We start from the raw sequence: 26,762 nt of genomic DNA, 5'->3' as shown, positions 1-26,762 counted from the left end.
TTAATACTGAATATATCATTTTGCGTGTATCATTTCCCCGCCGATTCTATTTCACGCGCCCCTTCGGCTGCTGCTGGGTAATGCAGTGTACATTGCCGCCGCCTAAGATGATCTCGCGGGTAAGGACGCCGACCACCTCACGGTCCGGATGGATCGCTCTGAGCTCTTCAAGCACTTTCGCGTCATTCTCGTCCCCGAACTGAGGGACAATGATTCCGCCGTTTACATACAGATAATTCAGATAGGAAGCAGCGGTCATTTCCCCGGCGATCCGCGGGATGGTGCCGTCTACGATATCGATGCCGGAGGCTTCTTCTTCTGTAAAATACACCGGAACCTTCGGCATGGAGATGGTATGTACTTTCAGCTTGCGCCCCTTTGCGTCGGTTTCCTGCTCCAACTGCTCTTTATTGGCTTTGAGGATTTTATACCAGGGATCGTTTTGGTCCTCTGTATAGGGAACCACCACCTCTCCGGGCCTTGCAAAGCAGCATACGTCGTCTACGTGCCCGTTGGTCTCGTCCGGGTCCATACCGTCCTTGAGCCAGATGATTTTTTCCACGCCCAGATACTGCTTTAAGTTCTCTTCAATCTGTTCCTTATTCAGATGGGGATTCCGTCCCGGGGAGAGCAGGCACTGCTCGGTCACCACCAGGGTTCCTTCCCCGTCTACCGTGATGGAGCCGCCTTCTAGCACGAAGTTTTCCGCTTTGTACATGTCAACCTCTTCCATGGAAGAAATCTTGCTTGCCACACGGTCGTCCTTGTCCCATGGGAAATACAGGCCGTCATACAAACCGCCCCATGCGTTGAAATCCCAGTTTACAGTACGCACTCCGCCCTGGTCGTTGACTACGAAGGTAGGGCCGCAGTCGCGGATCCAGGAGTCGTTGCAGGACAATTCTACCACACGGATATCATCCGGCAGTACGGATCTGGCATGGCTGTACTGCTCATCGCTGACTCCTACGGTGATGGGCTCGAATCTGCGGATCGCCTTTGCTACTTCCGTAAATACTTTCTGGGCCGGCTTGGCCCCGTTGCGCCAGTTGTCCGTGCGCTCCGGCCAGAGCATCCAGGCCCGTTCATGGGTTTCAAATTCCGCAGGCATGTAGTAGCCGTCTGCCTTTGGTGTGGATTTGATGGTTTTCATGTGATGATTCCTCCTTTGAGATCTTAGGAACTGTGCAAAAATAATCTTACCGTTTTACTTGTCCAAATCTTCATACACTGCGTTGTCGTCAATCGACGTACCCCGGTACGCCTCATTCCTCCGCCTTGTGTCTGAAAATTTGTTCTGCGCAAAAAGGCAAGTTATTTTTGCACAGTTCCTTAGTATACATTTGTTCATTTGCTGCTTGCCCATATACCAGTGATTGCGTCTGCACGTCCGCACAGTACACCGTTAATCTGAGTATACCTGCAGAAAAAAAGAAAAGAAATTGTACGAAGGTGGAATTTTATGATATACTACTAAAGTAGCATATATCGTTGCATTATATCTGAGACAAAACAGAATTTAGAGGCAGAACCTTGGCCTGGAAGAGGAAACGAAAGGAGAGGGAAGGGATGGAATTATCAAATACCCGGTGGCGCGGTTTTCAGGGATTTCTGCTGGAACTGTACCGGCAAAGCCGGCTGAATGAGATCCAGAAGATGGTCATGGAGTATCTGCAGGCGGAGATCCTGCATCAATGTTCCATGTTTGACTACGGAAGAGCCGGGGATGAGACGATCCGGTTTTTTCATCCCTATTCCGGGAATCTGGACGAACAGACATTGCAGGACTATTATCAGAATTACCAGCACAAGGATTATACGGTCTGGAATTTTTCGCAGACGGAGCCGGTGGTATACCGGGATTCCGACCTGATGCCCGACCATCTGCGGGAGAAGAGCCGCATATACCAGCAGTGGATGCGTCCTCTGGGGGCATATTACGGCCTGGGGTGCACCATCGTGAGGAGGCATTTCTACGGATCGGTCACCATGTTCCGCACAAAGGAGGCGGGGGACTTTACGGAGGAAGAGGTTTATTTTCTGGGATTATTGAATACCCATCTGTCCTCCCATCTGCAGATGCTTTATCCCAACGGGATCAGGGAGAGCGACTTCCGGGCCGTGGATGAAAGCCTGCTGGGAAAATACCATCTGACGGAACGGGAGACGGAAATCCTGCGGCAGTTGGGAGAGGGGCTTACGAATCAGGAGATCGGCGGGAGGCTCTGCATTTCCGAGGTGACAGTGAAGAAGCATATGAGCCATATTTTTGAAAAAATGCAGGTGAAGAACCGGAATCAGCTTCTTCTGAAATTACAGAAGTGAGCATGCCGGCAGAAAACAAAGAGGACTTCGAAATCGGATTCCTTTCTTCACGGGTTCGGGCCGTATTATGAGGAGGATTTTCAACATGAATAAGATTTTACTGGTGGAGGATGACGCGGAGATCAGCGCCATGCTGAAACATTTTTTGGCAACGGAGAACTTTGAGGTGGTGACGGCCTCTGACGGGGAGAGTGCCTGCAGCAAATTTTTCTCGGATACGTTCAGCCTCGTCCTGCTGGATCTGATGATCCCGAAAATGAGCGGCATGGAGGTGATGGAGCGAATCCGGGAGCATCATACGGTGCCCATCATCATCCTGTCGGCGAAGGACACGGATTCCGACAAGACCCTTGGACTGGGGCTGGGGGCGGACGATTACATTACGAAACCATTTTCCGTTACAGAGGTGCTGGCCCGGATCAAGGCGAATATCCGAAGGAGTACGCAGTATGCCCGTTCCGAAGGGGGCGGACAGCCCGGTCAGACATTGAAAAAAGGCAGCCTTGTGATGAATCTGGACCAATATCTGGTTACAAAGCAGGGCAGCAGAATCGAACTGACCTCAAAGGAATTTGAGATCTTAAAGCTGTTGCTGCAGAATCCAAAGAAGGTCTATACGAAAGAGCAGATCTATTCCCTGGTTTGGAATGACGCGTATTTAGGCGATGAGAACGCGGTCAACGTCCATATCAGCAGGCTGCGGAACAAGATCGAGGACAATCCCCGAAAACCGGAGTATATAGTCACGGTCTGGGGGATCGGATATAAATTGGGAGATGTCAGAGATGCGTGACGAGACGATTTTATTTTTTATGGCGGCTGCAATTGTGTGTTTGCTCCTTGCTGTCTTCTATCAGCGGTTTGCCTTTCACCGGGGGATACAGGAAAAGCTCCGGCAGATCTGCGAAAAGCTGGAGGAAATCTCAGAGACTGACAGCGACGAGAAGGTCATGGTCTTTACGGACATTCCGGTGCTGATGGAGCTGGGGGCGCAGATCAACCGGCTGTTAACAGAACGCCAGAAGATCAGGGCAGATTTTAAGCGGGAGGAGATCGCTTCCAAAAAAATGCTTTCCAACATTTCCCATGATATCAAGACCCCGCTGACAGTCATCCTTGGATACCTGGAGATCATGCGCCTGGACCGGGGGGAGGATGAAATGCTGGAAAAGACGGAAGCAAAGGCAAAACAGGTGCTGGATCTGATCAACCAGTTTTTTTCCCTGGCAAAGCTGGAGGCCGGGGATACGGATATCCGTCTTGAAAAAATCAATATCAGCGAAGTGTGCAGGGAAAATGTCCTGGAATTTTATGACATTTTGCTGCAGAAAGAATTTGAGGTGGAGCTTTCCATCCCGGAATCCGCCGTTTTCGTGCAGGGGGATCCGGACGCACTGCAGAGGATTTTTTGCAATCTGCTGTCCAATGTGATCCGCTACGGCAGCGACGGAAACTATCTGGGCGTCTTTGTGCGCCAGGACAGCCGCAATGTGTACATTGACGTCACGGACAGGGGGAAAGGGATCGGGCCGGAAGCTGCCGCCCATGTGTTTGACCGGCTCTACACCATGGAGGATTCCAGAAATCGGGAAATACAGGGGAACGGCCTGGGGCTGACGATCGCGAAGAACCTTGCGGGGCAGATGGGGGGAGATATCCTGTTAAACAGCACGCCGAATGTGAAAACCACATTTTCCGTAAAATTGAAAAAAATAAATTATTAGGAAATGTATCCGCAGCAGCCAGAGCCGCAGGCACTTTTTCGAAATCGAAAGAATTTCGTAAGAATTGGTCAAGAGTTTTGAAAATCTATGGATCTATAATGCTATTCATAAAAGCAAACAGACCTCTTTGAAAAAACTTTAACTGGTAGGAAGGGGCAAAAAAGAGAGGAGGCATATAGATGTCTTATATTTTGCAAACAAACCATCTGTGTAAAACAATTGATGGAAAAGAATTGGCTGCAGACGTGAATATCCATGTGAAAAAAGGTGAGATCTACGGATTTTTGGGACCCAACGGAGCCGGGAAAACGACGGTGATGAAGATGATCACAAACCTCTGGAAGCCGACGGACGGCACGGTCCTGATTTTCGGCAGGAAGCTGGAACCTACTTCCTACGAGGTGCTCAAAAGAATGGGGAGCATCATTGAATTTCCCACCTTCTATGAACACATGAGCGGAATCGAAAACCTGCGGCTCCACTGCGAGTACATGGGGTATTACAACAAAGGCTGCATAGAGGAAGCGTTGGAAATGCTGGATCTGACTGACGCGGGGGAGAAGCCGGTCAAACGCTGGTCGCTGGGGATGAAGCAGCGTCTGGGGATCGCCCGGGCCATTTTGTGCAGGCCGGAGCTGGTGATTCTTGACGAGCCCACAAACGGTCTGGACCCGGCGGGGATGAAACAGATCCGGGACCTGTTCAGAATGCTCTGCAGGGAATACGGCATGACCTTTGTGATCTCCAGCCATCTTCTCTCGGAGATCGAAAGCATTGCCGATACGGTGGGGGTGATCAGCCACGGGAGAATAAAGAAAGAAATTTCCATGAAGGAGATCGCGGAAACCAATACCATTTATATTGAACTCTCCGCAGAAGATCCGAAGAAAGCGGCCTGGGTGCTGGCTGACCGGATGCGCCTGGAAAATTTCAAGATCGTGGATGACTCCAGGATACACATCTATGACCCGGATGCCACGGCCCAGAACATCTCCAAAGAACTGATAAAAAACGGCGTAGAGATCGTTTCGATCAGCAGGCATACGGAAACACTGGAAGACTATTTCTTAAAACTGACGGCGGAGGTGTAGGGCAATGTTAAAATTAATCAGACTTGAATGGAAGAAAAATCATATCAAAGCATATATCCGCAGTGCGGCCATCACAGCGGTGCTGCTGGGCCTGTTTATTTTCGCGCTGGCATTTTTGGGAATCGCAAACGATCCGGACGGGACGTTGGATGCAGCCCCCGGGACAGATACGATCTCCGCGCCTATCGAATTATTCACCAGCATGGCGTTTCTGATTCATACCAGCGTGATGCTGTCAGCCTTTATCGTAAGCGCCTACAAGAACAAGACCATGAACTTGATGTTTTCCTATCCCATCAAACGGCAGAAGATACTGGCGTCCCAGATGATCGCGGTCTGGACCTTCAACTTTCTGGCGCTGACGCTGACAAAGCTGGCGATCTATCTGTGGGTGTTTCTCGGGGCAAGATCCATGCAGTCCTCGTTTGCCATTGATTTTGACATGGGCAGCCTGGCGTTTTATATCCAACTGATCCTAAAATCCGTGACAATCGTAAGTATGAGCTTTATTGCGCTGTTTGTGGGGCTGGCTGCGAAATCTTCGAAGGCGGCGGTGGTTACCTCGTTTTTACTGATTTTTCTGACCCAGGCCAATGTGGGAGATTTTACGATGTCGGACAATGCGGTGTTTCCAATGATTCTGACAGCCGTTTCCTTTGTGTTTGCGGTACTGTCCGTCAGCAATGCGGAAAGAAAAGATCTGATCTGATATGAAAATACAGTAAATGGTACGGCGCAGGCTGCTGCGCCGTACCGGACGGCAAAAAAGCGGTTATCCGAATTTCTCATATACGTCTAAAAGCTGCTGCCGTTTCTTCACCTCTACCTTGGCAAAGATATTGTGCACATGCGCCTTGGCGGTGCCGATGGAAATGCACAGGTCGTCCGCAATCTCCACATTCGTCTTATTATCCAGCAGAAGCTGCAGGATGTGCTGCTCCCTTGGCGTGAGCTGGTAGTCCCTGCTGAACAGATAGAACTTGGAGTAGTCTGCCCTGTCAGAGAAGGCGTCTTCCGGGAACGCGCCCGGAGAGCGGAAGCCGGCATCCAGCGGCGGCTCCTGAATTTGTGCAGAAGGTTCCGCTGGGGCGGGCCCATTGGATGCTCCGTCTGGTACGTATTCTGAAGAATCTGACCCCGGTTCTGAACCGGCATCCTGCCCGGACGGCATGTCCTGGGTCGAAACCGTCTGCGTTTCGGCATTTTCGGCAGAGGCGGCGGACACCATGAAGGAACGCAGATAGGGTCCTAAGATGCGTAGCGCAGTATATACGAAGTAGATACTCATCAGGTTCTCGGTAAAGCTTCGGTTTGTGATGCGGATGCCGGGGATTCCATAATTATCAAAATTGAATATGACGATCCAGTCTTCCACAATGATCAGGACCGAAAATACGGCAGTCCAGAAAAAAGCCCGGTGAAATCGCTTCCTGAGTGTTTCATCATAGTGCTCCGGGTGCGATTTCAGTCGTCTCATTCCATAGATACCGACTAAAAATGAAAAAATCTGACAGGGCGTGTAATAAATAAACACCTTCATGGCGCTGTCCTTCATCATGGGGATAAACAGCATGAAGAGGGTGATAAGGCCCAGGAGGGCCAGCAAGAGATAATTGACGGTTTCCTTTAAGATGGAGGCCGTAATCAGGAGCAGAAACAGGAGAACGGCAACAAAAATAATTGTCCGTGCCGTGGGGACGGACATGAACGTCGTGTCATAAAATTTTGCGAACGTGCTATCAAATTCTGTGATGAATATAATCACGTTCTCAACGGAATAGAAGAAAAATAAGCCTGTAATATACAGATACAAATAGTTCCTTGTATGCTGGAAAAGTATCCATGCATAAACCACGGGAACACAATATAGGATCTGCAGCAATAAGTTGTAGATCAATAATAAGACTTCCATAGTGAAATGCCACCTTTTTAAAATATTCTGGCAATGAGCATGACCATAGTATAGCAGAAAAGAAAAAGAGAGTAAATCTTTTTTTCAAGAGAATGACACGGGACTGACTTTGAAATGTGCAAATTGCACAAAAGTTTAGAAGAGTTTATATATGATATTCACAAAATAAATAAAAAAACTAACCCAAAAGGGCTATTTTAAACCTGTTTTTTACGTGCTAGAATACCATCATAACAACCGCGCTAAGCGGTGAAACAAAGCAGCCGCTTTTCTATTTCAGGAAAGACGGAAATGTTAAGAAGGGGCTGCGTACTAAAGGGCATTGCAAATGCCCACGGCACATTTACAACTAAATAAGGAATGAGGAACGCTTCATAAAATATATAGAGGAAATGAGCGGATTTAATAAAATGGGCATACCGCAGAATCTTCCTTATTATTAATAGAAGAGTTCCGAAAGAGAAAGGAGCTTGGCAAATGGGTGAAAAGAAAAAATTTAGTATGCTGAGCTGCATACTCACAGTCATCTGTGTTGTATTCGTAGCAGAAGCGGCTGCTCCTGTAGCGGCGATCGGCAACTCACAGTACTTCTGGTGGATCTTCATGATCATATTGTTCCTGCTTCCATATGGATTGATCTCCTCGGAGATGGGAACGACTTATGATAATGGAGGTGGGCTTTATGACTGGGTATCTGCGGCATACGGTCACAGGATGGGCGCAAGAGTATCCTGGTACTACTGGATCAATTTCCCGCTGTGGACAGCATCACTTGCGGTTATGTTTCCGGACTTGTATACAGTGATCACAGGGAAAGAGTTAAATACCATTGCAGCCATCATTATAGAACTTGCATTTGTATGGATCATAGCACTGATCGCTCGGACTCCTACCGCAGACGCGGTGTGGATTCTGAACGGTTCCGCGGCGATCAAGGTGATCCTGGCAATCGGCGTTGGTATCTTTGGAGTGATGGGAATTGCGAAGAACGGTATGGCAAATCCGATTACATTTTCCAACCTGCTGCCTTCTTTCGACCTGGACAGCTTATCCTTCATCTCCGTTATCATCTTCAATATGCTTGGATTTGAAGTAATCTGCACCATGTCCGATGATATGGAAGACCCGAAGAAGCAGATCCCCCAGGCGATTGTAATAGGCGGTATCACGATTGCGGCCATCTATATGTTCTCCGCGTTTGGGATCGGAGCGGCGATTCCTACATCTGAGGTCAGCACCGACAGCGGAATGATCGATGCGTTTATGCTTCTGACAGGCAAGGAAGGCGGAATCTTCATCTCCGCGGTGGCAGTATTATTCGGCCTGACCCTGTTTGGAAATATGATCTCCTGGTCAACAGGCGTTCACGAAGGTGCGGCGGCAGCGGCAGAGAATGGAGACATGCCTGCGATCTTCGCAAAAAGAGATCCGAAGAACAATATGCCGGTAGGCGGGATCATGACGACAGCAGTGGTTGCTTCTATCGTAGTCGTTGCAGCGCCGTTTATCCCGAACCAGGATTTGTTCTGGAGCTTCTTCGCACTGAACCTGGTTATGTTCTTGATGTCATACATTCCGGTATTCCCGGGATTTTTGAAACTCCGTAAGGAGGATCCGGATACGGAGAGACCGTTCCGTGTTCCCGGAAGCGGAATCGGATTGACACTGCTGGCATACATCCCGATGATCCTGATCATCGTATCCATCATCTTTACGGCAGTTCCGCTGTCCTTTGATCCGGATACGCTTTCAGCAACACTTCCGATCACCATCGGAGCGATCATTTTCATCGTACTCGGTGAAATCATCATCCGGATGAAGGGCAAAGAGTAAAACAAACCGTATGTAAGGGGCCCTTAAGAGGCTGCCTGGTGCAAAAAAATGAAGTATAGCTGATATTTGGTCCCGTGCCGTGTCATGTGCCGCGCGGCGCGGGGAGTCAAAGAAGAATTGCTAAGTGCAAATAAGTCCCGCACAAGGACTTAAAAATATATAAATAAAAGAAAGGATGAAATAAAAATGGCAAAGAGAATTGAAGGAACCACTCCGAAGCAGGACGGCTATCGTATGCCGGGAGAATTTGAAGAGCAGGAATGCATATGGATGCTGTGGCCATGGAGAAACGACAACTGGCGTCAGGGCGCAAAGCCTGCGCAGGTAGCTTACTGCAACGTAGCAAAAGCAATCGCGGAATTTGAACCGGTGAAGATGTGCGTACCTCCTGCACAGTATGAGAACGCAATCGCGCGTCTGGGAGGAACCGATAATATCAGCATTATCGAAATGACCAACGACGATTCCTGGATTCGTGATACTGGCGCTACGTTCCTGATCAATGACAAGGGCGGCTTAAGAGCGGTTGACTGGGATTTCAACGCTTACGGAGGATTGATCGACGGACTTTACTTCCCATGGGATCAGGATGCTATGATCGCACGCAAGATGTGTGAGATTGCAGGCGCTGACAGCTACAGGCCGGGAATCGTCCTGGAAGGCGGCTCCATCCATACAGACGGAGAGGGAACGGTTCTCACAACAGAGATGTGCCTGCTCCATGAAAGCAGAAATCCGGACAAGAGCAAGGCGGAATTAGAGCAGATTCTTAAAGATTATCTGAATGCAGAGAAAGTAATCTGGGTAAAAGACGGAATTGATCCGTATGAGACTAACGGACATATCGATGACGTGGCTTGCTTTGTCGCTCCTGGTGAGGTTGTATGTATTTATACAGACGATGAGAACCATCCGTTCTATCAGCAGGCGCAGGATGCTTATAAATTCCTGTGCGAGCAGACAGACGCAAAGGGACGCAAGCTCAAAGTACATAAACTGTGCATGACCAAAGAGCCCTGCTACTTGAAGGACGCAGACACGATTGATTATTCAGAGGGTGCGATTCCGCGTGAAGAAGGCGAGATTTCCATCGCTTCTTATCTGAATTACCTGATCGTAAACGGAGCCATCATCCTGCCTCAGTACGGCGATGAGAATGATGAGCTTGCAGTAAAACAAATGCAGGAAATCTATCCGGATCGCAAGATCGTAGGCGTGCAGACAACAGAAGTTGCTTACGGCGGCGGAAATATCCACTGCATCACACAGCAGCAGCCGAAGGCTTAATCAACCTGGACATATGACAAGGCCCGCAGCAATGAAAACATAATACAGATACCAATTAAAAAAAATAAATTTAAAAGAAAAAGGAGATTACAATTATGTATGCAAATGGCGTAAGACACTTCATCGACACAATGGATTTCACAAAGGAAGAACTGCTTGACATCATCCACCTTTCCCTGGAGATCAAGAAGAGCATCAAGGCAGGCTACAATCCGCCGCTCATGAAGGGCAAGACACTGGGAATGATCTTCCAGCAGTCCTCCACAAGAACCCGTGTATCCTTTGAGACTGCTATGGAACAGATGGGCGGACACGCACAGTACCTTGGACCTGGCATGATCCAGTTAGGCGGACACGAGACCATCGGCGATACAGGTAAGGTTCTGTCCCAGTTGATCGATGTAGTGATGGCACGTGTAATTGAGCATAAGACAGTTGTAGACCTGGCAAGCGCATGCTCCATCCCGGTACTCAACGGAATGTCCGATTACAACCATCCGACCCAGGAAATCGGCGACCTCTGCACCATCGTAGAGAACCTGCCGAGAGGAAAGAAACTGGAAGACTGCAAGGTGGTATTCGTAGGCGACGCGACACAGGTTTGCGCATCCCTGGCAATGATCACCACAAAGCTGGGCATGAAGTTCGTACACTATGGACCGAAGGGACATCAGCTTCAGGACAGCCCCAGCGCGGCATGCCTGGCTAAGATCGAAGAGAACTGCAAGGAAAGCGGAGCAACCTTCCTGACCTCTGACAACAGAGAGGATGTAAAGGGCGCTGACTTCATCTACACAGACGTATGGTACGGCCTGTATGAAAACGAGATGCCAAAGGAAGAGCGTGTACGCGTATTCGGCGACTACCAGGTAAACAGAGAACTGATGAGCCTTGGAAACATTGGATGCAAGTTCATGCACTGCCTGCCGGCAACCAGAGGCGAGGATGTGACAGACGAAGTTGCGGATTCTGATTCTTCACTTTGCTGGGATGAGGCTGGAAACCGTCTGACAGCAATGAGAGGACTTCTGGTATACCTGACACAGTATCAGAGAGAAGAGGCAGCGTCAGAGCTTCAGATCGCAGCGGCAAAAGAGCGTCTTGAGAAGTTCATGGCTGACAGAGGAATCAACTAATCCATAAAAAAAACAGCATGAGGTGAAGAAAATGTCCAAGATTGTAATCGCATTGGGCGGAAATGCCCTTCAATCAAAGAACAGTGCACCGACAGCAGAGGGACAGCTTGAAGTCGTAAAGAATACCTGTGAGAGGATTGCGGATATCTGCTCCCAGGGATATGAGGTAGCCATCGTACACGGCAACGGGCCTCAGGTAGGAAGAATCCTGCTTGCATCGGAGACCGCAAAGGATGTGACCCCGGCTATGCCCTTTGACGTATGCGGCGCTATGAGCCAGGGCTATATCGGATACCACATCCAGCAGGCGCTGCGCTATGCGCTGAATACACGCAACATCAATTATCCTGTACTGACGGTTGCGACCCAGATGATCGTAGATGAAAAAGATCCCGGATTTACCAATCCGACAAAACCCATCGGCCCCTTCTACACAGAGGAAGAGGCGAAATCCCTGCAGGAAGAGAAGGGATATTCGATGAAAGAGGATGCAGGCAGAGGCTGGAGAAGAGTGGTTGCTTCTCCGATTCCGAAGAGGATCGTAGAGATCGAAGCCATCAAGAACCTGTGGGATTCCTCCATCGTGATCTCCTGCGGAGGCGGCGGGATTCCGGTTGTGGAAAAGATGAACGGAACCCTGGAAGGCGTTGCGGCTGTCATTGACAAAGACTTTGCGGCGGAACTGCTGGCAGAGCAGGTGGATGCAGATACGCTGATGATCCTGACAGAGGTGGAGAAGGTTGCCATCAACTGGGGCAAGCCGGATCAGAAGAACCTGGATCACATGAGCCTTGCAGAGGCGGCGCAGTATGTAGAGGAAGGCCAGTTCGCACCGGGAAGCATGCTTCCGAAGGTAGAAGCTGCCATGAAATTTGCCCGCACCTATCCCAATAAGAAAGCCATCATCACCAGCCTGGACAAGGCCATTGATGCGCTGGAAGGAAAGACCGGAACAGTGATCACATTCGCATAAACAAAAGCGCGGAAGCTGTACGGCTTATGAATTGGTTTGGAACTGCTGACATGATTTAACCATAATTCCTTAAAAATATGTATTTACGAAAGGGCGTCCCGGAAAAACAAAACATTTTTTCCCGATACGCCCTTTCCTGCATTTTCGAAACGACCGGGGTCTGCAAGGGAAGATGCCGGGATTCATAAAAAACGATTGGAGAAGCCTATGGATCAAGGATTAATCGCAATCATAATAACTGTCTGTATTATTATAGGGGCAATCAAGACAAGGAGAACGGTGGAGTGTATGCTGCTGGGCTCCCTTGTGGCTGCATTTTTTGCCTTTCAGGGGAATTTCCTTGCGCAGTGGTGCGTGGTATTACAGGAAATGCTTGCGGAGGAGGTCTGGGTTTTTCTGGTGTGCCTGCTGTTCGGCGCGCTGATCGCGCAGCTTACGGCCTCCAGAGGGAGCTTCGGCTTTTCCAAATACCTGGCGAAAATATGCAGCAGCGACAAAAAAACGTTTCTCACCACATATATCATGGGAATCCTGATCTTTGTGGATGATTACCTGAACGTGCTGTCCATCGGAGCCTGCATGAAAAAGATCTACGATGACAGGAAGCTCCCCAGAGAATCGCTGGCCTATGTGCTCAATTCCACCGGGGCGCCTGTATGCGTGCTTCTGCCGATTTCCACCTGGGCGGTATTCTATGCCAACCTGTTTTTCGAGCAGGAGAGTGTGAAGGCGATGGGGGTGACTTCTCCCATGGCGGCCTATCTGAAAGCAGTCCCCTTCTGCTTTTACCCGATTATCACGCTGGCCTTTGTCTTTTTGTTCGCAGTCGGGGCCATGCCGAAGCTGGGCCCCATGAAGAAGGCGTTTCGGAGAGTGGAGGAGACGGGAAAGGTGTATTCGGACTTCAGCCGGAAGTTCAACCACGCAACGGTGTATGACCAGGATACGGACGGCAATATCTGGTACTTCCTGATCCCCATGGGAGTGCTGGTAGGGCTGGCGGTGGCAACCGGGGATATCCTGGTGTCTGTGGTGGTGGCGCTGGTGGTCTGCTTTGTACTCTATGTTCCCCGTAAAGTCCTTACGGTGGATGAATTTATGAACAACACCATCCAGGGGTTCAGCGATATGCTGCCGGTACTGACCATGCTCCTGGTAACTTTTGTATTGAAGGACATCTGCGGGAAGATGGGCCTGACGGAGTATATTGTGGAGAAAACAGAGCCCCTCCTGTTTCCGGCCATATTTCCCGCCATGGTGTTTGCGCTGGGAGCGGTCCTTGCGTTTACCACCGGCTCGGACTGGGGCATGAGTTCCATTATTACCCCCATCGTGTTCCCGCTGGGTTCTGTGATCGGGGCAAATCCGGTGCTGATCATGGCGGCGGTCATCTCCGGAGGAACCTTCGGCAGCCACGCCTGCTTCTATTCGGACGCCACCCTTTTGGCGGCCCAGAGCGCGGGAATCGACAGCATGGAGCATGCCCTGTCCCAGCTTCCTTATAATGTCATCGCGTGCGTACTGGCGATCGTGGGATTTATGATCACGGGGGCTGTCATGTAGCTTGTATTCACTTTGTTCTTGTGATTTTTCCGGGAATGTTGTAAAATATACAGCGGGGTTTCAGCAAGCGTATTTAGGAGTGAGCACTCTCGGAAACTCCCTTGCACCCATCTTTGCGGCTGATTTTCCGCCAGAAGCACCCAAATTTAATCAACGTACGTTCCACGTACGCCTCATAAATTTGTGCACTTCTGACAAAAAATCGTCTCACAAATCTGGGCACAAAGAGTTTCCGAGAGTACTCGGAGTGAAGAATGGAGGAACATAGATGGACCGATTTGTGATTACCGTGAACAGACAGTTTGCCAGCCATGGACGCGAGATTGCAAAGCGCCTGAGCGAGATCCTGGGGGTTCCCTGCTATGACGGCGAGATGATTCAGGAGGCGGCGGAGGAGCTGTCGATCCCGGAGGATGTGGTGGAGAGGGAAGAGGAGACGGCCGTGCGCCAGCCCCAGCCGGCCACCCGGATTCCGTTTGCGATGGCAAGAAACAGCAGCAGTACCCAGGACGAGATCTTCGAGGTGCAGTCGGAATTTATGAAACGTGTGGTGAAGAAGGGAAGCTGCGTGGTAGTCGGGCGCTGTTCGGACTATATACTTTCCGAGGAAGAGAACGCCCTGCATATCTACATCTTTGCAGAGTATAAGGCAAGGCTTCAATACTGTATGGAAGTGCTTGGGCGCACGGAGGAGGACAGCCGCAAGGCCCTGCGTGAGATCGATGAGATGCGGGATTCCTACTCCCTGGAGTATTCCGGATACCTGGCGGAAGACAAGGAATATAAGGACATCCTGATCGACAGCAACACCATGGGGGTGGAGGCCACCGCCCAGTATCTGGCCGTGGCGGCCAGGATGAAGTTCGGCCTGTCCTAGGAGAGCTGAAGCTCCAGAAGTTTTTCCATATGCGGATAGAAGATATGCAGTATAGAAGATATGCGGATAGAAGATAAAAAGATACGGCAGGAACCAAAACAAATTTCCCGGTTCCTGCCGTTTTTTTCTATATACCGAATCCCCCTGTTTCAGCTTTTTTTACAGCGGATATCCAATACCCGGCACGCCTTGCGCAGCGTGACCCTGTAGATTCCATAATACAGCAGGGAGACCGGGACGGCCACCAGGGCGCAGATCCACAGAGCGGTCAGCTCGCTGGGGCTAAAGCTCTGATCATTGAGATACAGGATCATGGCAAAAAAGCAATAGATGGCGCTGGTGCCCACCACTGCCGGTGTGAGAAAGACGCGTTTTGCCTGATCCCTTACCGTATGATACAGATAGGGATCGGAAGCGCCCAGACGCCGCAGGTCTTCATAGACCAGCCTTCCGGACAGCACGATGGTCATAGTCCTGGTAAAGGCGATGACAAACACGGCTGCGAAGCATACAATGGCTATAAAAATGAAAAGCATGAAATAGACAGCCAATGTCTTCAAAAAATCCTGTTTGTCCAGAATCCGGAACTTGGGCATATATTCCCAGTTCAGCCGGAACGTGGAACTGTCCCGCTCGTTATAATCAATTTTTTCGAATCCATGATCCTCTATATGCTCCGGGTCGAGAAAATAAAAGCCTTTTTCGTGATCGTCAATCTGTTTTACGACCGGATCCCAGCTTTGGAAGAGCTCTACGTTTTGATCGGAATGGTCTGTAATGTCATAAAACAGTGCCTTGGCAAAATCATAGCTGTTTTCCCAGTCCGTTACGTGAAACAGGCACAGCATTTCCTTCCATTCCTCACTCAGGCCTGTTTCCATGGACAGAAAATCTTCGTCGTTCATCACATAGTATCCGAAAAGGGTGTCATGCTTTAAGGGAACGATGGAATCGACCTTCATGGTCTGCCCCGACAGTGTATTGGTGACCAGTGACACATCGCGGGAACTGTAGGAGTCCGGATTTGCGTCCCCGCGGAAAACCGCGCCCAGTGTTCCAGGCTTTAGCCCCGGCGCGTCCCCGGTATAGCTGGCGTATGCCGACTCCGGCAGAAACAGCGCCGAACACAGCAGCCTTCGGTACCGGAGTTCCTCCGTCATGCCCACGGCCTGCTGGGTCCAGATTCTGTCCGTCCCGTCCACTCCCAGCCGGATTGCCGGGATATCCGTCCAATCCGTGATCTCTACATCATACCTGCCTGCCAGTTTTTGTACTTCCGGTTTTCGGGGAATCTTCTGGTCCATCCGGAAGCGGTAGAGAAAGTCTGTCTGCCTTAAGCTGTACTCCGCAGCGGAGCCCGTCCCTGTGACGGGGGTATAGAAGGACGCGAAATAAGCGCCTGCGATCAGTATGCTCATGACCAGAAGGGTCTGCACGGTCTGCCGGCCCTGAAATTTCATCTGGCTGTCGGACACCAGGTTTTTATAGCGGTGCGTACTCTGCCTCCATCCGTTTACGACCGTATGCAGAAGGATCATGTACAGGCCGGTCAGGGCCGGAAGATATAAGAGAGCCGACAGAGCGCCCGGCGGATTCCAGTGGAAGACGGACATGAAAAACGAAGGGCCCTGGTATCCGAGAAAAACACCTGCGCACAGGAGGGCAATCCCAAGCTTCCCATAGCTTTTCGGCACGCTGCGGATGGGTTCTGACCTGTGGCTTTCGTGGATGATGTCAATGACGCTGATCCTCTGGATGGAACGGTATCCTGTGAACAGCAGCAGGAAGAGGACCATCAGGGAAAATGCCAGTGTAAAGACAAAAGCCCGGGGATCTAAAAACAGCGTCATTTCTTCCGTGTCTACAACCAGCAGCCGGAATAACGTCCACAGGCCCCTGGTAAAGGGGATGCTCAGTACAATGCCGCAGATGCAGGACAGGGCCAGGAGCAGGCACATTTCCTTTAAGACCTGCACGGCCAGAAGCCTTCTGTCTGCCCCGAGGGCCAGAAAGATCCCGGTGTCTTTGGATCGCTGCCGGAAGAACAGGCCGGCCGCGTACAGGGAAAAGACCATGCATCCGATGGCGGTCAGAACGAAGATCATCATCACCTGCTTCCGGCTGTCTCCGCCTTCCGGCAAAACGGTGAGGATCGTGGGCGAGTACATCATGGAGATATAGGAGGAGATCAGCAGGGCGGAAAAAAACAGGCAGCCGAACAGCAGCAGGTATTGTTTCCGGTTCTGTCTCCTCAGCGTTTTATAGACTTCAGAAAATGTGTTCATTTCGTATCACCTTCCCATCTCCCTTATCGCATTCAGCAGTTCGTCCTGGAACGCGCGCCGTTCTCTTCCGTCCCGTAATAATTCCTTCCAGACCAGTCCATCCTGTAATATGATGACCTTGTCGCAGAAGCTGGCCGCAAACGAATCGTGTGTGACCATGAAAATGGTGGCGGACAGGGAATCCCTGGCCTGGAGAAACGTGTCGATTACGGCCCTGGCGGACTTGGAATCCAGATTCCCGGTGGGCTCATCCGCAAGAATGAGCTGAGGGTGGTTGATCAGGGCCCTGGCAACCGCGGTGCGCTGTTTCTCGCCGCCTGAGATTTCCGCAGGGTATTTTTCACAGATTTTTTCGATTCCGAAAATGGTGCACAGATGGTCCGCCTGTTCCTCGGCGGCATCGGATATGGTATTGCCGATGATGGCCGGGAGGAGGATATTCTGCCTCACCGTCAGCCCGTCCAGAAGGAGGAAATCCTGGAATACAAAGCCCAGTTCCCGGCTGCGGACTCTTGCGATCTGTGTTTCGTCCAAAAGGCTTAAGTCTGTATCCCCCAGCTTCACCTTTCCGGAATCAACCGGTATATACCGGGAGATGCAGTTCAAAAGGGTGGTCTTTCCGGAGCCGGAGCTTCCCATGACCGCAGCAAATTCCCCGTCCATAACCGTGAAAGAGACCCCTTTGAGGACGGGATAGATGGTATTGCCTGCCCCATAGCTTTTTTGCAGTTTTAAAACCTGCAGCATAAATATCACTTCCTTTCTGCAGGGAAGCGTAGCACAAAGGCGGTTTCATTTCAAAAGGGCATGTCATTTATGGCACGGGACAGGTCAATGTCTGCAGGAGGAGTGGCAATTTTATCAAAAACGGCAGGTTTCATGTAAAGTTTGGTTTTATACAAATTCGGATTTATGGTAAGATAGAATTGCCTGAAACGGGAAATGGATGTTCTGTGCGACAGGCAGAAAAAGGAGGGGATGATCGTGATCCGGATCGGAATATGTGATGATATCTATGATGCCAGGCTGATGCTTCGTGCCGCGCTGGAGCAGATTTTTGAGGGCAGGGGGCTTATGAGTACGACTGTGGAATTTTCTTCCGGGGAACGGGCGCTGCGCTGGCTTTCGGCCCACAGAGGGGAATTGGACGTCCTGTTTCTGGACATCAAAATGACAGGTATGGACGGGATGGAAACGGCCCAGAGGATACGGAAAGCGGACGACCGGCTGGAGCTGGTCTTTGTCACCAGCTACTCGGACCGGGTTTTTGACGGGTACTCCGTGGGGGCGCTGGCCTATCTCATGAAGCCGGTAAAAAAACCTCAGTTGGAACCCATTGCGGACCGTATTCTGGCGAAGCTGTACCAGAATGAAAACAGTACGTTTTTTTGCAAATACGGGGAGGTGACCTACCGGATTCCTTATAAAAAGATTCTCTATTTTTATTCGGAACGGAGAATGGTTACCTGCGTGACAGCGGAGAGGGAATATGTGTTTTACGACAAACTGGATCATGTGGCGTCCCGGCTTGGAAGACAGTTTGTTCGGATTCATCAGAGATATCTTGTGTATGCCCCGGCAGTGGAGGAGGTTTCAGCGGCGGAGGTCCATATCGGAGATGCCGTGCTGCCTGTGAGCCGCTCCTGCAGGGAATCGGCCATGATGGCACTCACGTATGCGGCGCTGGAGGACTGAACATGGAATCTGTTTATATCATAGAACCCCGGGGGATGTTGGAGTGGCTTTATAGTATGGTCTGTATCCTGCTCGGCGGATTCTGCATTTACCGGTTATTTGTCCATTATATACAGCCGCGGCAGAACTGGATCTGCAAACTGGTCCTGTTCGCCGCGTTTGGCATCAGCAGCTTCATGCCCATCTGGCTGGGAGATGAAAATCTGCTCCTGACCGCCCCTCCCTTTATCGGGACGGTTATGCTCTGTACGCAGGGAAACAGATATGGGCGTCTCTGTACGGTGTTTACGTTCTTCTGTCTGGAAATGTCCCTCAGCGCCTTTTTCGGCACCTACCTGGAAGGTGTCGGGCCATACACGGGCTTCTCCAGAAGGGCTTTTGACGGATACAGGTGCGTCTCTTATATCCTGATCTTTTTTTATCTGAAAAGGAAACTGCCGGAAAAATGGGTGTATCTGCCGAAGCGGCTCTGGAAGATTCTTTTCTGGTTTTCGCTGATGCCGCTGGGGACTTTGGCCGCGCTGGTCACCCTGGGTATGAGCGAACGCTTCGGCGATCTTGCGTATGTCCAGGTTCGGGCGATGGGGCTGGTCATTCTGCCTTCTGTGTTTCTGACATCCTTCACCATCCTGGCTGCGGTTTCCGCGCTTGCGGATTATGAGCAGATGGAGAGGACTGTGCATCTTTTGGAGCTGCGGGAAGATTATTACGAGAGCCTTAGGCAGGAGGAAACCCGAATCCGGCATATCCGTCATGATATGAAGAATCATCTGTTTACCATCCGGGAATTGCTTGCAGGGGGCAAGCCGGGGGAGGCGGCCGCGTATCTGGACGGCCTGCTGGGGGAAGTGCAGCCGGGGCAGAAGGCGCGCTTCTGTGAAAATGAGGCGGTCAATGCGCTCCTCTGTTCCAAAGTGGATCTGATCCTGCAAAAAGGGCTGGATTACGATTTTCGGATTTTGCTGGAAGAGAGGATTTCCATTGCGGACATCGACCTGTGCTCCCTGATCGGAAATGCCCTGGACAATGCCATACGCGCCGCCGTTTCGGCAGAGGATCAAAAGATTTCCCTGCGGTGCCGGTGCGATAAGGGGATGTTCATGCTCAAGGTGGTAAACGGATTTGGCGGGGAGATTGATGGCCGGCTGAAAACCACAAAGCCGGACAGCGGCAGGCACGGGTTCGGAATCCCCGGTATGCGGGAGATTGCGGCCAGATACGGCGGGTCGCTGGAGGCAAAGGCGCAGGGGGATCGGTTTGTACTTGCGGCCTGTATGCCGCTGCGGCGCACGTCTGAGCAGGGGTTACTGTGAACACCCTGGCCGGGTGTTCACAGTAACGGCATCCAGCCCATTGAAAAGTCGCCTGCAGGCGAGGGGCTGTATGCCCGCCCCATCACTGAATTGGCCGGATGCCGTGCAGCAAGTGCACGCCGTGTGAACTGTAACCATTTCATTACAAATCAGGACCATTTCGATACAATGGGATTGTTCTTTTATCCCATATCTGTTATTCTGTTAAGAAACGTGGTGATGAAAATGATAAAATTCGCAATTTGTGATGATGAGCCGGTTATGGCACAGGAGATTACAAATCAACTTTCACAATATATGCAAGAAAAGGGGCTCACTTCGTACTGTGTCAACAGCTTTTCAAACGGTCGGTCTCTTTTGGAAAACGGCTGTGATTTTGATGTGATTTTCCTCGATATTCAAATGGAATATCTAAACGGGATGGAAACCGCTAAAATGCTCCGCCAAAGGAAAAATCATAGTCTATTGATTTTTGTGACCGTTTTGAAAGAGTACGTTTTTGATGCCTTTGAAGTGGAGGCGTTCGATTATTTAATCAAACCATTGGATAGCGGTCATTTCAAGAGGACCATGGACAGGGTAATCATATCTTTACAGTCGAAAGAGGCCAAAAGCATTGTTATACAGCGAGGAACTTCCTGCGAGGTCATTTTGTTGGAACAGATTTTATACTGCGAAGTACAAGGCCGAAAAATTTATATCCACAAAAATGACGGAAAAATCGTTGACTACTATGAGAAGCTGGAAGATATGGAACAGCGCCTTGACAGGCGGTTTTTCAGGTGTCACAGAAGTTATCTCGTCAATCTTGAGTATGTCCGCGGATGCAATGCCGGACAGGTCATGCTGTCACAGGGCGATAAAATCCCTGTTTCCAGATTGCGTGAGCGAGATTTAACGCAGGCTCTTTTGCGTTATATGAAAGAGAGGGATTTTTGATATGGATTATTTCAGCCTATGCCTTGACGGTCTTTGCCTGCTTGGGCTAAGTGCAGTGCACATTGCGTTTGTCAGCCGTCTGACTGGGAAGAAACAGAAAATATGGCACTTTGTGATCTACTTTTTTCTGCTCTGTACCATACAATGGTTTTTCACTACATTCGACTTTCACGATGTGCTGCCCGTCGGTTCGGAGCTGCTTCTACTATACAGCGTGAGCCGTCTGGCTTTGCAAAACCGGCGATTTGTATCCTGGGCTGCTGCAATTTTGGCAGTTTATATTTCTCAGCTTTCTTTCGGTATCGTCAACTCGGTAGAGGCAATACTATTCTCCCGTATGGTCGGGAAAAAACTGCTGTATCCGTTACTTCTTTTAGCAACGCTGTCCGTCTTTGCAGTCTGCGCCTGTTGCTGCGGTGCGGTATTGAAATTTCTATCTCTGACAGAAGATCCTCAAATGCCGTATGTCGGTTTGCTGCTATTTCCCGGATTGTTTTTCTTTGTTGCTGAACTGTATATTCTGCAAACTTCATATACCGTCTTACCCTCCTACATTTCGTTAGGGGAGATCGGAAAACACAGTGCGTTATTCGTCATGCAAATCCTGGGGCTGGCCGCGTTGCTTTGCACACTGTATGCCTACCGACACATCTGTCACAGCTTTCAAACGCAGGCGGCGTTACGATCTTTGGAGCAGGCAACCCAAGCGCAAAAAAACTATATTGCCGAGGCTCAAATGCGTTACGAACAAACGAAGGCATTTCGCCATGATATTGCAAATCACTTGTCTGTACTTAATGGGCTGTTAAATCATGGAGAACTGGATGAAAGCAAAGCATATCTGAACAAGATGAAAACGGTTTCAACTTCCCTGTCTTTTCCATACCAAACCGGCAATCCGGTAGTGGATATTTTGTTGAGTGAAAAATTGGGACTGGCAAAGGAAATTACAGCAGAGATTTCTCTGTTACTGCCAAGGCCCTGTGGGATAGAAGATTTTGATCTGTGCGTGATTTTTGCAAACGCTTTGGATAATGCAATCAATGCGTGCCGGTTGACCGAGGGAGTAAAGTCAATTCGTATTAGCGGAGAGCGGCAGGGCGATTTCTATATGCTGGCATTTGAAAACACCTGTTTAGATGAACCGCTGCCTCCAGCGGGAATCGGGCTTTCCAATATCAAATCGGTGGCGGAAAAATATGATGGCGCGATGCTGACAGAAAAAGTGGGACAGCGGTTTTTTTTGAATGTGCTGCTGAACATTTCAACAGGAAAAGGAACGTACCAAAGAAACTGGGAATAAGGAAGCTATTTCCTTTGGAAAAAATGTATTTATAATAGAAGCCGGTTTAAGGAGAAATTCTTTTGGAAAATTAATAACAAGTGTTAACTAACAACATGTGTTAACCGATATATATAATATCGGGATAAATACAGCGGTACAATAAAAGAGGCAGTTGACGGCTTATCGGCAATTGTGTCAAATTCGTTCCTAGGGAGGTGAAATTATATGTCAAAGAGAGAAACAACGCCCAGCGAGAGCGAATGGCAGATCATGGAAGCATTTTGGGATAGCGGCGTTCCCCTGACGTCTTCAGAGATTATACGCAGACTTGCAGGTAATACAGATATGACGCCTAGAATGGTACGGGTCTTGATGAACCGATTATGCCAGAAACGGCTTTTGGATTATGTGGTAGATGAAAATGATGCAAGGGTTTATATTTACACCCCGTTAAAATCCAGAGATGAATGCCTGAAAGAGAAGAGTAACAGATTTGCAGACAGTTATTTTTCAGGAAGTCATGCGAATGCTGCCGCAGCATTGTTGAAAAATGTCACATTGACAGAAGAACAGGCAGAGGAACTGAAGAGTATTTTAGAAGCCTGCAGGTTTTCAGAAACAGGCAGGGAGAAGGAAGGCCAAGGCAAATGACAGACAGCCTGATGTTAAAGACATTGGATTTCACGACTGCATATTTTGGCGTGTTGCTCGGTCAATGTGCCCTGATTTCTTTTTTTCTGTTTCCGCTGATTTTTCTTCTAAGAGAGATTTTATTCAAAAAAAATATATTTTTAAAAGGGATGTCATGGGGATTATTATTGCTTACCCCATTTCTGGGTAAGCTTAAAATCATTTATGAGGAAGACCTTTTTCGACGTCTGCTGGATTGTTGGAATATACCATGTATGAATTGCTGGTGGGTTAGATATGGATATCTGTTTGGGATGATAGTTTGCGCGGTTTTTTTGTTTTCAGGCAGGAAAAGGCTTGTCAAATTTGTGAAACAAATGGAGCGTGTTCAAATTTGCGGGCAGGAAGTGAGGATCAATAAACTGGCGGCAACTCCATTTACGGCAGGTTTGTTTTGCCCGAATATTGTGGTGCCGGAGGTAATGCAAAAGGAGATGGAAAAAGAAGAACTGGAAGTCATCTTGATGCATGAAAATAACCACATCCGGCTGGGGCATTTGTGGTACTATCTGTTATGGGATCTGCTGCAGATCCTGTTGTGGCCGAATGTATTTTTTGGTATATGCAGGAAATATTTTCAGCAGGATTTTGAGGAGATCTGTGATCATATCACCATTCAGAAAAGCGGGAAGAATGCGTATGATTATGGTATGTTACTTTTAAAAAGTATTCAGATTTTAGGAAACGGAAAATCTGGCGCAGAGGGAGGAGGGGCAGCTGCGACTTTTGCGGGAGAAGGAGATTATGGAGAGCTGCGGCAGCGGATTTTAAAGGTTTCCGCCTTTCGGCCGTATTCAAAGCCGGCAGTAGTGGCATGGGGCGTCGCTGGCATCATGATGCTTGCCGGGGTGTTCTTTCTGGTCATACATAGCTCTTATCCGCGTTATGTGGAAGAGAATTATATCGTAGTGAAAGAGAATAACAAAGACCCCATCGTCATTCTGGACAGTGAGGAATATGCCCATGCATTATCATGGGATGATTCACGTGTTTTGATTCATAGGGTGGCCATGGACCGGCTTCTGGAGAAATATGGAGTAGAGGGAAAACAGTTCTGGCTTGGATTTGGTGGATATTCTAAAATTCCGAAAATGGGTTCAGGAGGAAACTGCGTGGAAGTGGATTACCGTGGAAAAGAAGAAATTTTACAGATACCTTATAGTAACAGCGAAAATAATTTTTGGATCGCACTTGTGAAACAGATGCCATGATGTCATAAGTTGGTCATTCAAGGAAGGAGACTATGATTATGAAACTGAATTTGAACCCCATAGTACAAAACCAAATTTTTAACGTATACCGTATGAATCAAAGTGCTGTACAGAAAACTGGGAAGGTTGGGGATGCTTCGGCAGAGAAAGGACGTAAGGATATGGCTTTTATCTCACCCCAGGGAAAGAGGGAAAGTCTCATTGAGACGCTTATGAAACAGAAAATGAATATCATGGAACAGAAGGATTCTCTGATCAGTTCTGCTAAAAAAGAGGGAAAGTCGATGGAGTCCATTCAATCCCAGTTAGAGGTCTATGAAAAACAGCTTAAAGATATAGAGGATCAGATTTCCAAAGCTATGACCAAGGAAATGGAGAAGCAGGCTGAGAAGAAAAAGAAAGACGAACCGAAGACAGAACAGGAGCTTGAAAATGAAAGGCTTGCAAATGTAATGGATTTATCCTTAGGCTTGCAGAAAGCAGAGATGGCCGGTTCCGTCAAGGCAAGGGTCGATGGGGAAGCGCGTGTTTTGAAATCGGAGATTGAACTGGATCAGCTGCATGATCCATCTGAAGAGACAAGTAAGGAAATGATTACGGGGAAGGAAGGTCAGCTTGCTGATTTAGAGCAGAAATCCAATGAACTGCTCTCAGACATCGGAGAAATGATAGGGGAGACTGTGGAAAAGGCAGAGTGGCAATCCATTCAACCATTACAAAATGAGGGAAGCAAGGGAGCGCTGACGGGGGTGAAGCTGTCAGAAGGAAAAAGATTAGACGGTTGGGAAATTACACATGTGCAAAGTGAAGATGCTGTTTCATTGGCAAACACATACCAACCAGGCGGCATTAAGGTGGTGCATACAGAAGATAGACATTATTTGAGAAATACGGAACAGTATTTCGGAGTGTTTGAACAATATGCAAAGGGGCAGATCAGTGAAGATGAATTCACGGCATATTCTGCTGCATTTGGGAGTAAAATTCGAACCACTCTGCACACGGATCGGAGTACGGTAGGGGGACTGAACGCCCTCGTGAACGAGATGAAGGAGAATATTTCGAAGGGAATCGCCAATACTCCTGACAATCTGAAAACAAAACTTTTCGCAGGCGGAATAGAAGTGACGTGGAAAGAATTGATGAATATGCAGAAGACGGGAGAGTACATCGACAATTTTTTAGATGCCGGAGGTGCGGGCACCTATAATACTTATGCCAACATAGGGATTGCGAGGGCCTATGTACATAAATCAGGTCTGGGCCTGACGGAAGATCAGGTAAAAGTTTTAAGTGAAGCGGTAGAAAAGAAGATAGACAGGAAGCTGGAAACTTCAAAGCTCCTTTTAGATCTGGCAGCGGCGGATAAACAAAATCCCATGTGGGAAGGGTATTATATCGGCGGAACCAGAACGCAGCCGGTTGCTTCCAATACGAAGATGATTTCCGAGATTACAGAGGCATTTTCTAAGATTGATCCGAATGATCAAAGTACTTATGATGCGGCAGTGGAAAGATTTCAGGAGATTATGCGGCCATGGGAGGAGACTTTTGCAGGCTATGTTGCAAGACAGGAGCCGAGCTACGCAAGTTCTTATGTGCATGAGAAAGAGAGAAATTCCAAGGCAGGGTTTCAGGCGATTTGGAATGGAACATATTAGGAAAAAGTGGATTTCACGACAGCCCCCTTCTTACGCTTTAACTGCTCCAAGCAGAGGATATGTCCTGCTTTGGAGCAGTTCCTTTTTCGCTTATTCCTGAGCCGCGAGCAGGTCTTCGAGCACATCCTCCACGGAGTCCGTCACATAGGTGGAATAGTAAGAGATACCCGGCGCGGAGTTGGACATGGCATAGCTGGTTCCCACGGTCTGCAGCATCTCCACATCGTTGTACTGGTCGCCGAACGCCATACATTCCTCGGGCCGGATCTGCAGCACATCCAGGAGCTTCAACAGGGCGGTTCCCTTGTTGGTTCCGGGAGCAATAAAATCAATCCAGATATTTCCGGAGGTCACCACTTTGATCTCCGAGCTGAACTTTGCCTTCAGATGGTGGAGATATTTGTCTATGATGTGGGGGCCGTCCTTCATATTGCAGATGGCGATCTTTAAGATCGGCCCCTCCACGTCCCGGACATCCTCCACGATCTGCGTTGTATTTTTCATGACATGGACAATATGGTTTACAAAGTCCGGGTCATGGTCCTCGATAAAGCAGGCGTCTTCCCGGGACACTACGATCTCAAACCTCCCGTCCTTTTTCACTTCGTCGATGATCCTGCGGATCAGCTCCGGGGCGATCACCGTACGGGAGATTACGTTTCCTTTGTGAATGCAGATCGAGCCGTTTTCCGCGATATAGGAGATCTGATCCTTCACAGGATTAAAAAGATTTACTTCATTATCATACTGGCGTCCGCTGGAAGCGACGAACACAATGCCTTTTTCCGTCAGCCTCCGAACCAGATCCAGGGCGCGGGGAGTCAGTTCCTGGGCTCCGTTCTGAAGCAGAGTCCCGTCCAGATCACTTGCCACTAATTTTATCATATGCTGCACCATCCCTTTCAGAACAATGTGATTATTCACAGTCACTTCACACAAATGCGCAAAAACAGCGTTTTTGC

23 protein-coding genes are annotated in these 26,762 nt (G+C 49.1%); 18 read left to right on the top strand and 5 right to left on the bottom strand.

Translation table 11 applies throughout. From position 1 onward, the window contains the following. Positions 1-46: 46 nt before the first annotated feature. Positions 47-1,153, bottom strand: coding sequence for an agmatine deiminase (gene aguA / locus ACTOY7_RS01020; RefSeq protein WP_482671513.1), 1,107 nt, complete (start codon positions 1,151-1,153; stop codon positions 47-49). A 416-nt stretch (positions 1,154-1,569) separates the two neighbouring features. Between aguA (ACTOY7_RS01020) and ACTOY7_RS01015 the strand changes: the two genes are divergently transcribed. The 5 genes from ACTOY7_RS01015 to ACTOY7_RS00995 all read left to right on the top strand — a co-directional run bounded on the left by ACTOY7_RS01015 (position 1,570) and on the right by ACTOY7_RS00995 (position 5,849). Continuing rightward, complete coding sequence (locus tag ACTOY7_RS01015; RefSeq protein ID WP_482671512.1) at positions 1,570-2,325, top strand: response regulator transcription factor; 756 nt, start codon at positions 1,570-1,572, stop codon at positions 2,323-2,325. Positions 2,326-2,410: 85 nt separating this feature from the next. Beyond that, positions 2,411-3,118: a response regulator transcription factor gene (locus tag ACTOY7_RS01010; protein WP_482671511.1), complete on the top strand. Its 708-nt coding sequence runs from the start codon at positions 2,411-2,413 to the stop codon at positions 3,116-3,118. Next, the gene (locus ACTOY7_RS01005) at positions 3,111-4,049 is read left to right on the top strand and encodes a sensor histidine kinase (protein ID WP_482671510.1); all 939 of its coding nucleotides are present in this window, start codon (positions 3,111-3,113) and stop codon (positions 4,047-4,049) included. The genes ACTOY7_RS01010 and ACTOY7_RS01005 overlap by 8 nt, the downstream gene beginning before the upstream one ends. Before the next feature lie 179 nt (positions 4,050-4,228). Continuing rightward, entirely contained in the window at positions 4,229-5,140 is a 912-nt protein-coding gene (locus tag ACTOY7_RS01000; protein ID WP_482671509.1) for an ATP-binding cassette domain-containing protein, read from the top strand. Between the two features lie 4 nt (positions 5,141-5,144). Further along, entirely contained in the window at positions 5,145-5,849 is a 705-nt protein-coding gene (locus ACTOY7_RS00995; RefSeq protein ID WP_482671508.1) for an ABC transporter permease, read from the top strand. 63 nt (positions 5,850-5,912) lie between these two features. On the opposite strand, the gene ACTOY7_RS00990 is transcribed toward ACTOY7_RS00995, so the two are convergent. Beyond that, complete coding sequence (locus ACTOY7_RS00990) at positions 5,913-7,052, bottom strand: helix-turn-helix domain-containing protein (RefSeq protein ID WP_394684169.1); 1,140 nt, start codon at positions 7,050-7,052, stop codon at positions 5,913-5,915. Positions 7,053-7,529: 477 nt separating this feature from the next. Between ACTOY7_RS00990 and ACTOY7_RS00985 the strand changes: the two genes are divergently transcribed. The 6 genes from ACTOY7_RS00985 to ACTOY7_RS00960 all read left to right on the top strand — a co-directional run bounded on the left by ACTOY7_RS00985 (position 7,530) and on the right by ACTOY7_RS00960 (position 14,721). After that, the gene (locus ACTOY7_RS00985; protein ID WP_004078747.1) at positions 7,530-8,885 is read left to right on the top strand and encodes an APC family permease; all 1,356 of its coding nucleotides are present in this window, start codon (positions 7,530-7,532) and stop codon (positions 8,883-8,885) included. A gap of 186 nt (positions 8,886-9,071) precedes the next feature. After that, entirely contained in the window at positions 9,072-10,172 is a 1,101-nt protein-coding gene (gene aguA, locus ACTOY7_RS00980) for an agmatine deiminase (protein ID WP_004078748.1), read from the top strand. Positions 10,173-10,267: 95 nt separating this feature from the next. Then, positions 10,268-11,308 (top strand): putrescine carbamoyltransferase, encoded by a 1,041-nt coding sequence (ptcA, locus tag ACTOY7_RS00975; RefSeq protein ID WP_004078750.1) that lies wholly within the window; start codon positions 10,268-10,270, stop codon positions 11,306-11,308. Between the two features lie 31 nt (positions 11,309-11,339). Continuing rightward, the gene (gene arcC / locus ACTOY7_RS00970; protein WP_004078751.1) at positions 11,340-12,281 is read left to right on the top strand and encodes a carbamate kinase; all 942 of its coding nucleotides are present in this window, start codon (positions 11,340-11,342) and stop codon (positions 12,279-12,281) included. 207 nt (positions 12,282-12,488) lie between these two features. Further along, positions 12,489-13,844: a Na+/H+ antiporter NhaC family protein gene (locus tag ACTOY7_RS00965; RefSeq protein ID WP_285825512.1), complete on the top strand. Its 1,356-nt coding sequence runs from the start codon at positions 12,489-12,491 to the stop codon at positions 13,842-13,844. Positions 13,845-14,112: 268 nt separating this feature from the next. Continuing rightward, the gene (locus ACTOY7_RS00960; RefSeq protein ID WP_125127433.1) at positions 14,113-14,721 is read left to right on the top strand and encodes a cytidylate kinase-like family protein; all 609 of its coding nucleotides are present in this window, start codon (positions 14,113-14,115) and stop codon (positions 14,719-14,721) included. A gap of 149 nt (positions 14,722-14,870) precedes the next feature. On the opposite strand, the gene ACTOY7_RS00955 is transcribed toward ACTOY7_RS00960, so the two are convergent. Next, positions 14,871-17,006, bottom strand: coding sequence for an FtsX-like permease family protein (locus ACTOY7_RS00955; RefSeq protein ID WP_482671801.1), 2,136 nt, complete (start codon positions 17,004-17,006; stop codon positions 14,871-14,873). 6 nt (positions 17,007-17,012) lie between these two features. Next, positions 17,013-17,753: an ABC transporter ATP-binding protein gene (locus tag ACTOY7_RS00950; protein ID WP_004078760.1), complete on the bottom strand. Its 741-nt coding sequence runs from the start codon at positions 17,751-17,753 to the stop codon at positions 17,013-17,015. Between the two features lie 231 nt (positions 17,754-17,984). Here ACTOY7_RS00950 and ACTOY7_RS00945 point away from each other — a divergent pair, with 231 nt between their 5' ends. From ACTOY7_RS00945 to ACTOY7_RS00915, 7 genes are all read left to right on the top strand, one after another. Further along, positions 17,985-18,701 (top strand): LytR/AlgR family response regulator transcription factor, encoded by a 717-nt coding sequence (locus ACTOY7_RS00945; protein WP_300849786.1) that lies wholly within the window; start codon positions 17,985-17,987, stop codon positions 18,699-18,701. 2 nt (positions 18,702-18,703) lie between these two features. Further along, positions 18,704-20,014 carry a sensor histidine kinase gene (locus ACTOY7_RS00940; RefSeq protein WP_160282466.1) on the top strand — a complete coding sequence of 437 codons (1,311 nt, stop codon included), beginning with the start codon at positions 18,704-18,706 and terminating at the stop codon, positions 20,012-20,014. Between the two features lie 219 nt (positions 20,015-20,233). Beyond that, entirely contained in the window at positions 20,234-20,953 is a 720-nt protein-coding gene (locus ACTOY7_RS00935; protein WP_482671802.1) for a LytR/AlgR family response regulator transcription factor, read from the top strand. Position 20,954: 1 nt separating this feature from the next. Then, positions 20,955-22,256, top strand: a complete 1,302-nt coding sequence (locus tag ACTOY7_RS00930) for a sensor histidine kinase (RefSeq protein ID WP_482672260.1) — start codon at positions 20,955-20,957, stop codon at positions 22,254-22,256. A 207-nt stretch (positions 22,257-22,463) separates the two neighbouring features. Next, complete coding sequence (locus ACTOY7_RS00925) at positions 22,464-22,889, top strand: BlaI/MecI/CopY family transcriptional regulator (protein WP_125127425.1); 426 nt, start codon at positions 22,464-22,466, stop codon at positions 22,887-22,889. After that, positions 22,886-24,139: a M56 family metallopeptidase gene (locus tag ACTOY7_RS00920; RefSeq protein ID WP_482672629.1), complete on the top strand. Its 1,254-nt coding sequence runs from the start codon at positions 22,886-22,888 to the stop codon at positions 24,137-24,139. The genes ACTOY7_RS00925 and ACTOY7_RS00920 overlap by 4 nt, the downstream gene beginning before the upstream one ends. Before the next feature lie 161 nt (positions 24,140-24,300). Next, complete coding sequence (locus ACTOY7_RS00915; protein WP_482672261.1) at positions 24,301-25,800, top strand: hypothetical protein; 1,500 nt, start codon at positions 24,301-24,303, stop codon at positions 25,798-25,800. Between the two features lie 90 nt (positions 25,801-25,890). On the opposite strand, the gene ACTOY7_RS00910 is transcribed toward ACTOY7_RS00915, so the two are convergent. Further along, positions 25,891-26,685, bottom strand: a complete 795-nt coding sequence (locus ACTOY7_RS00910) for an HAD family hydrolase (protein WP_482672628.1) — start codon at positions 26,683-26,685, stop codon at positions 25,891-25,893. Positions 26,686-26,762: the final 77 nt, after the last annotated feature.

The sequence above is a fragment of the Schaedlerella sp. genome, assembly GCF_056796775.1.
Note: the sequence above shows the minus strand (reverse complement) of the source record. Positions and strands in the feature narration are given on the sequence as shown.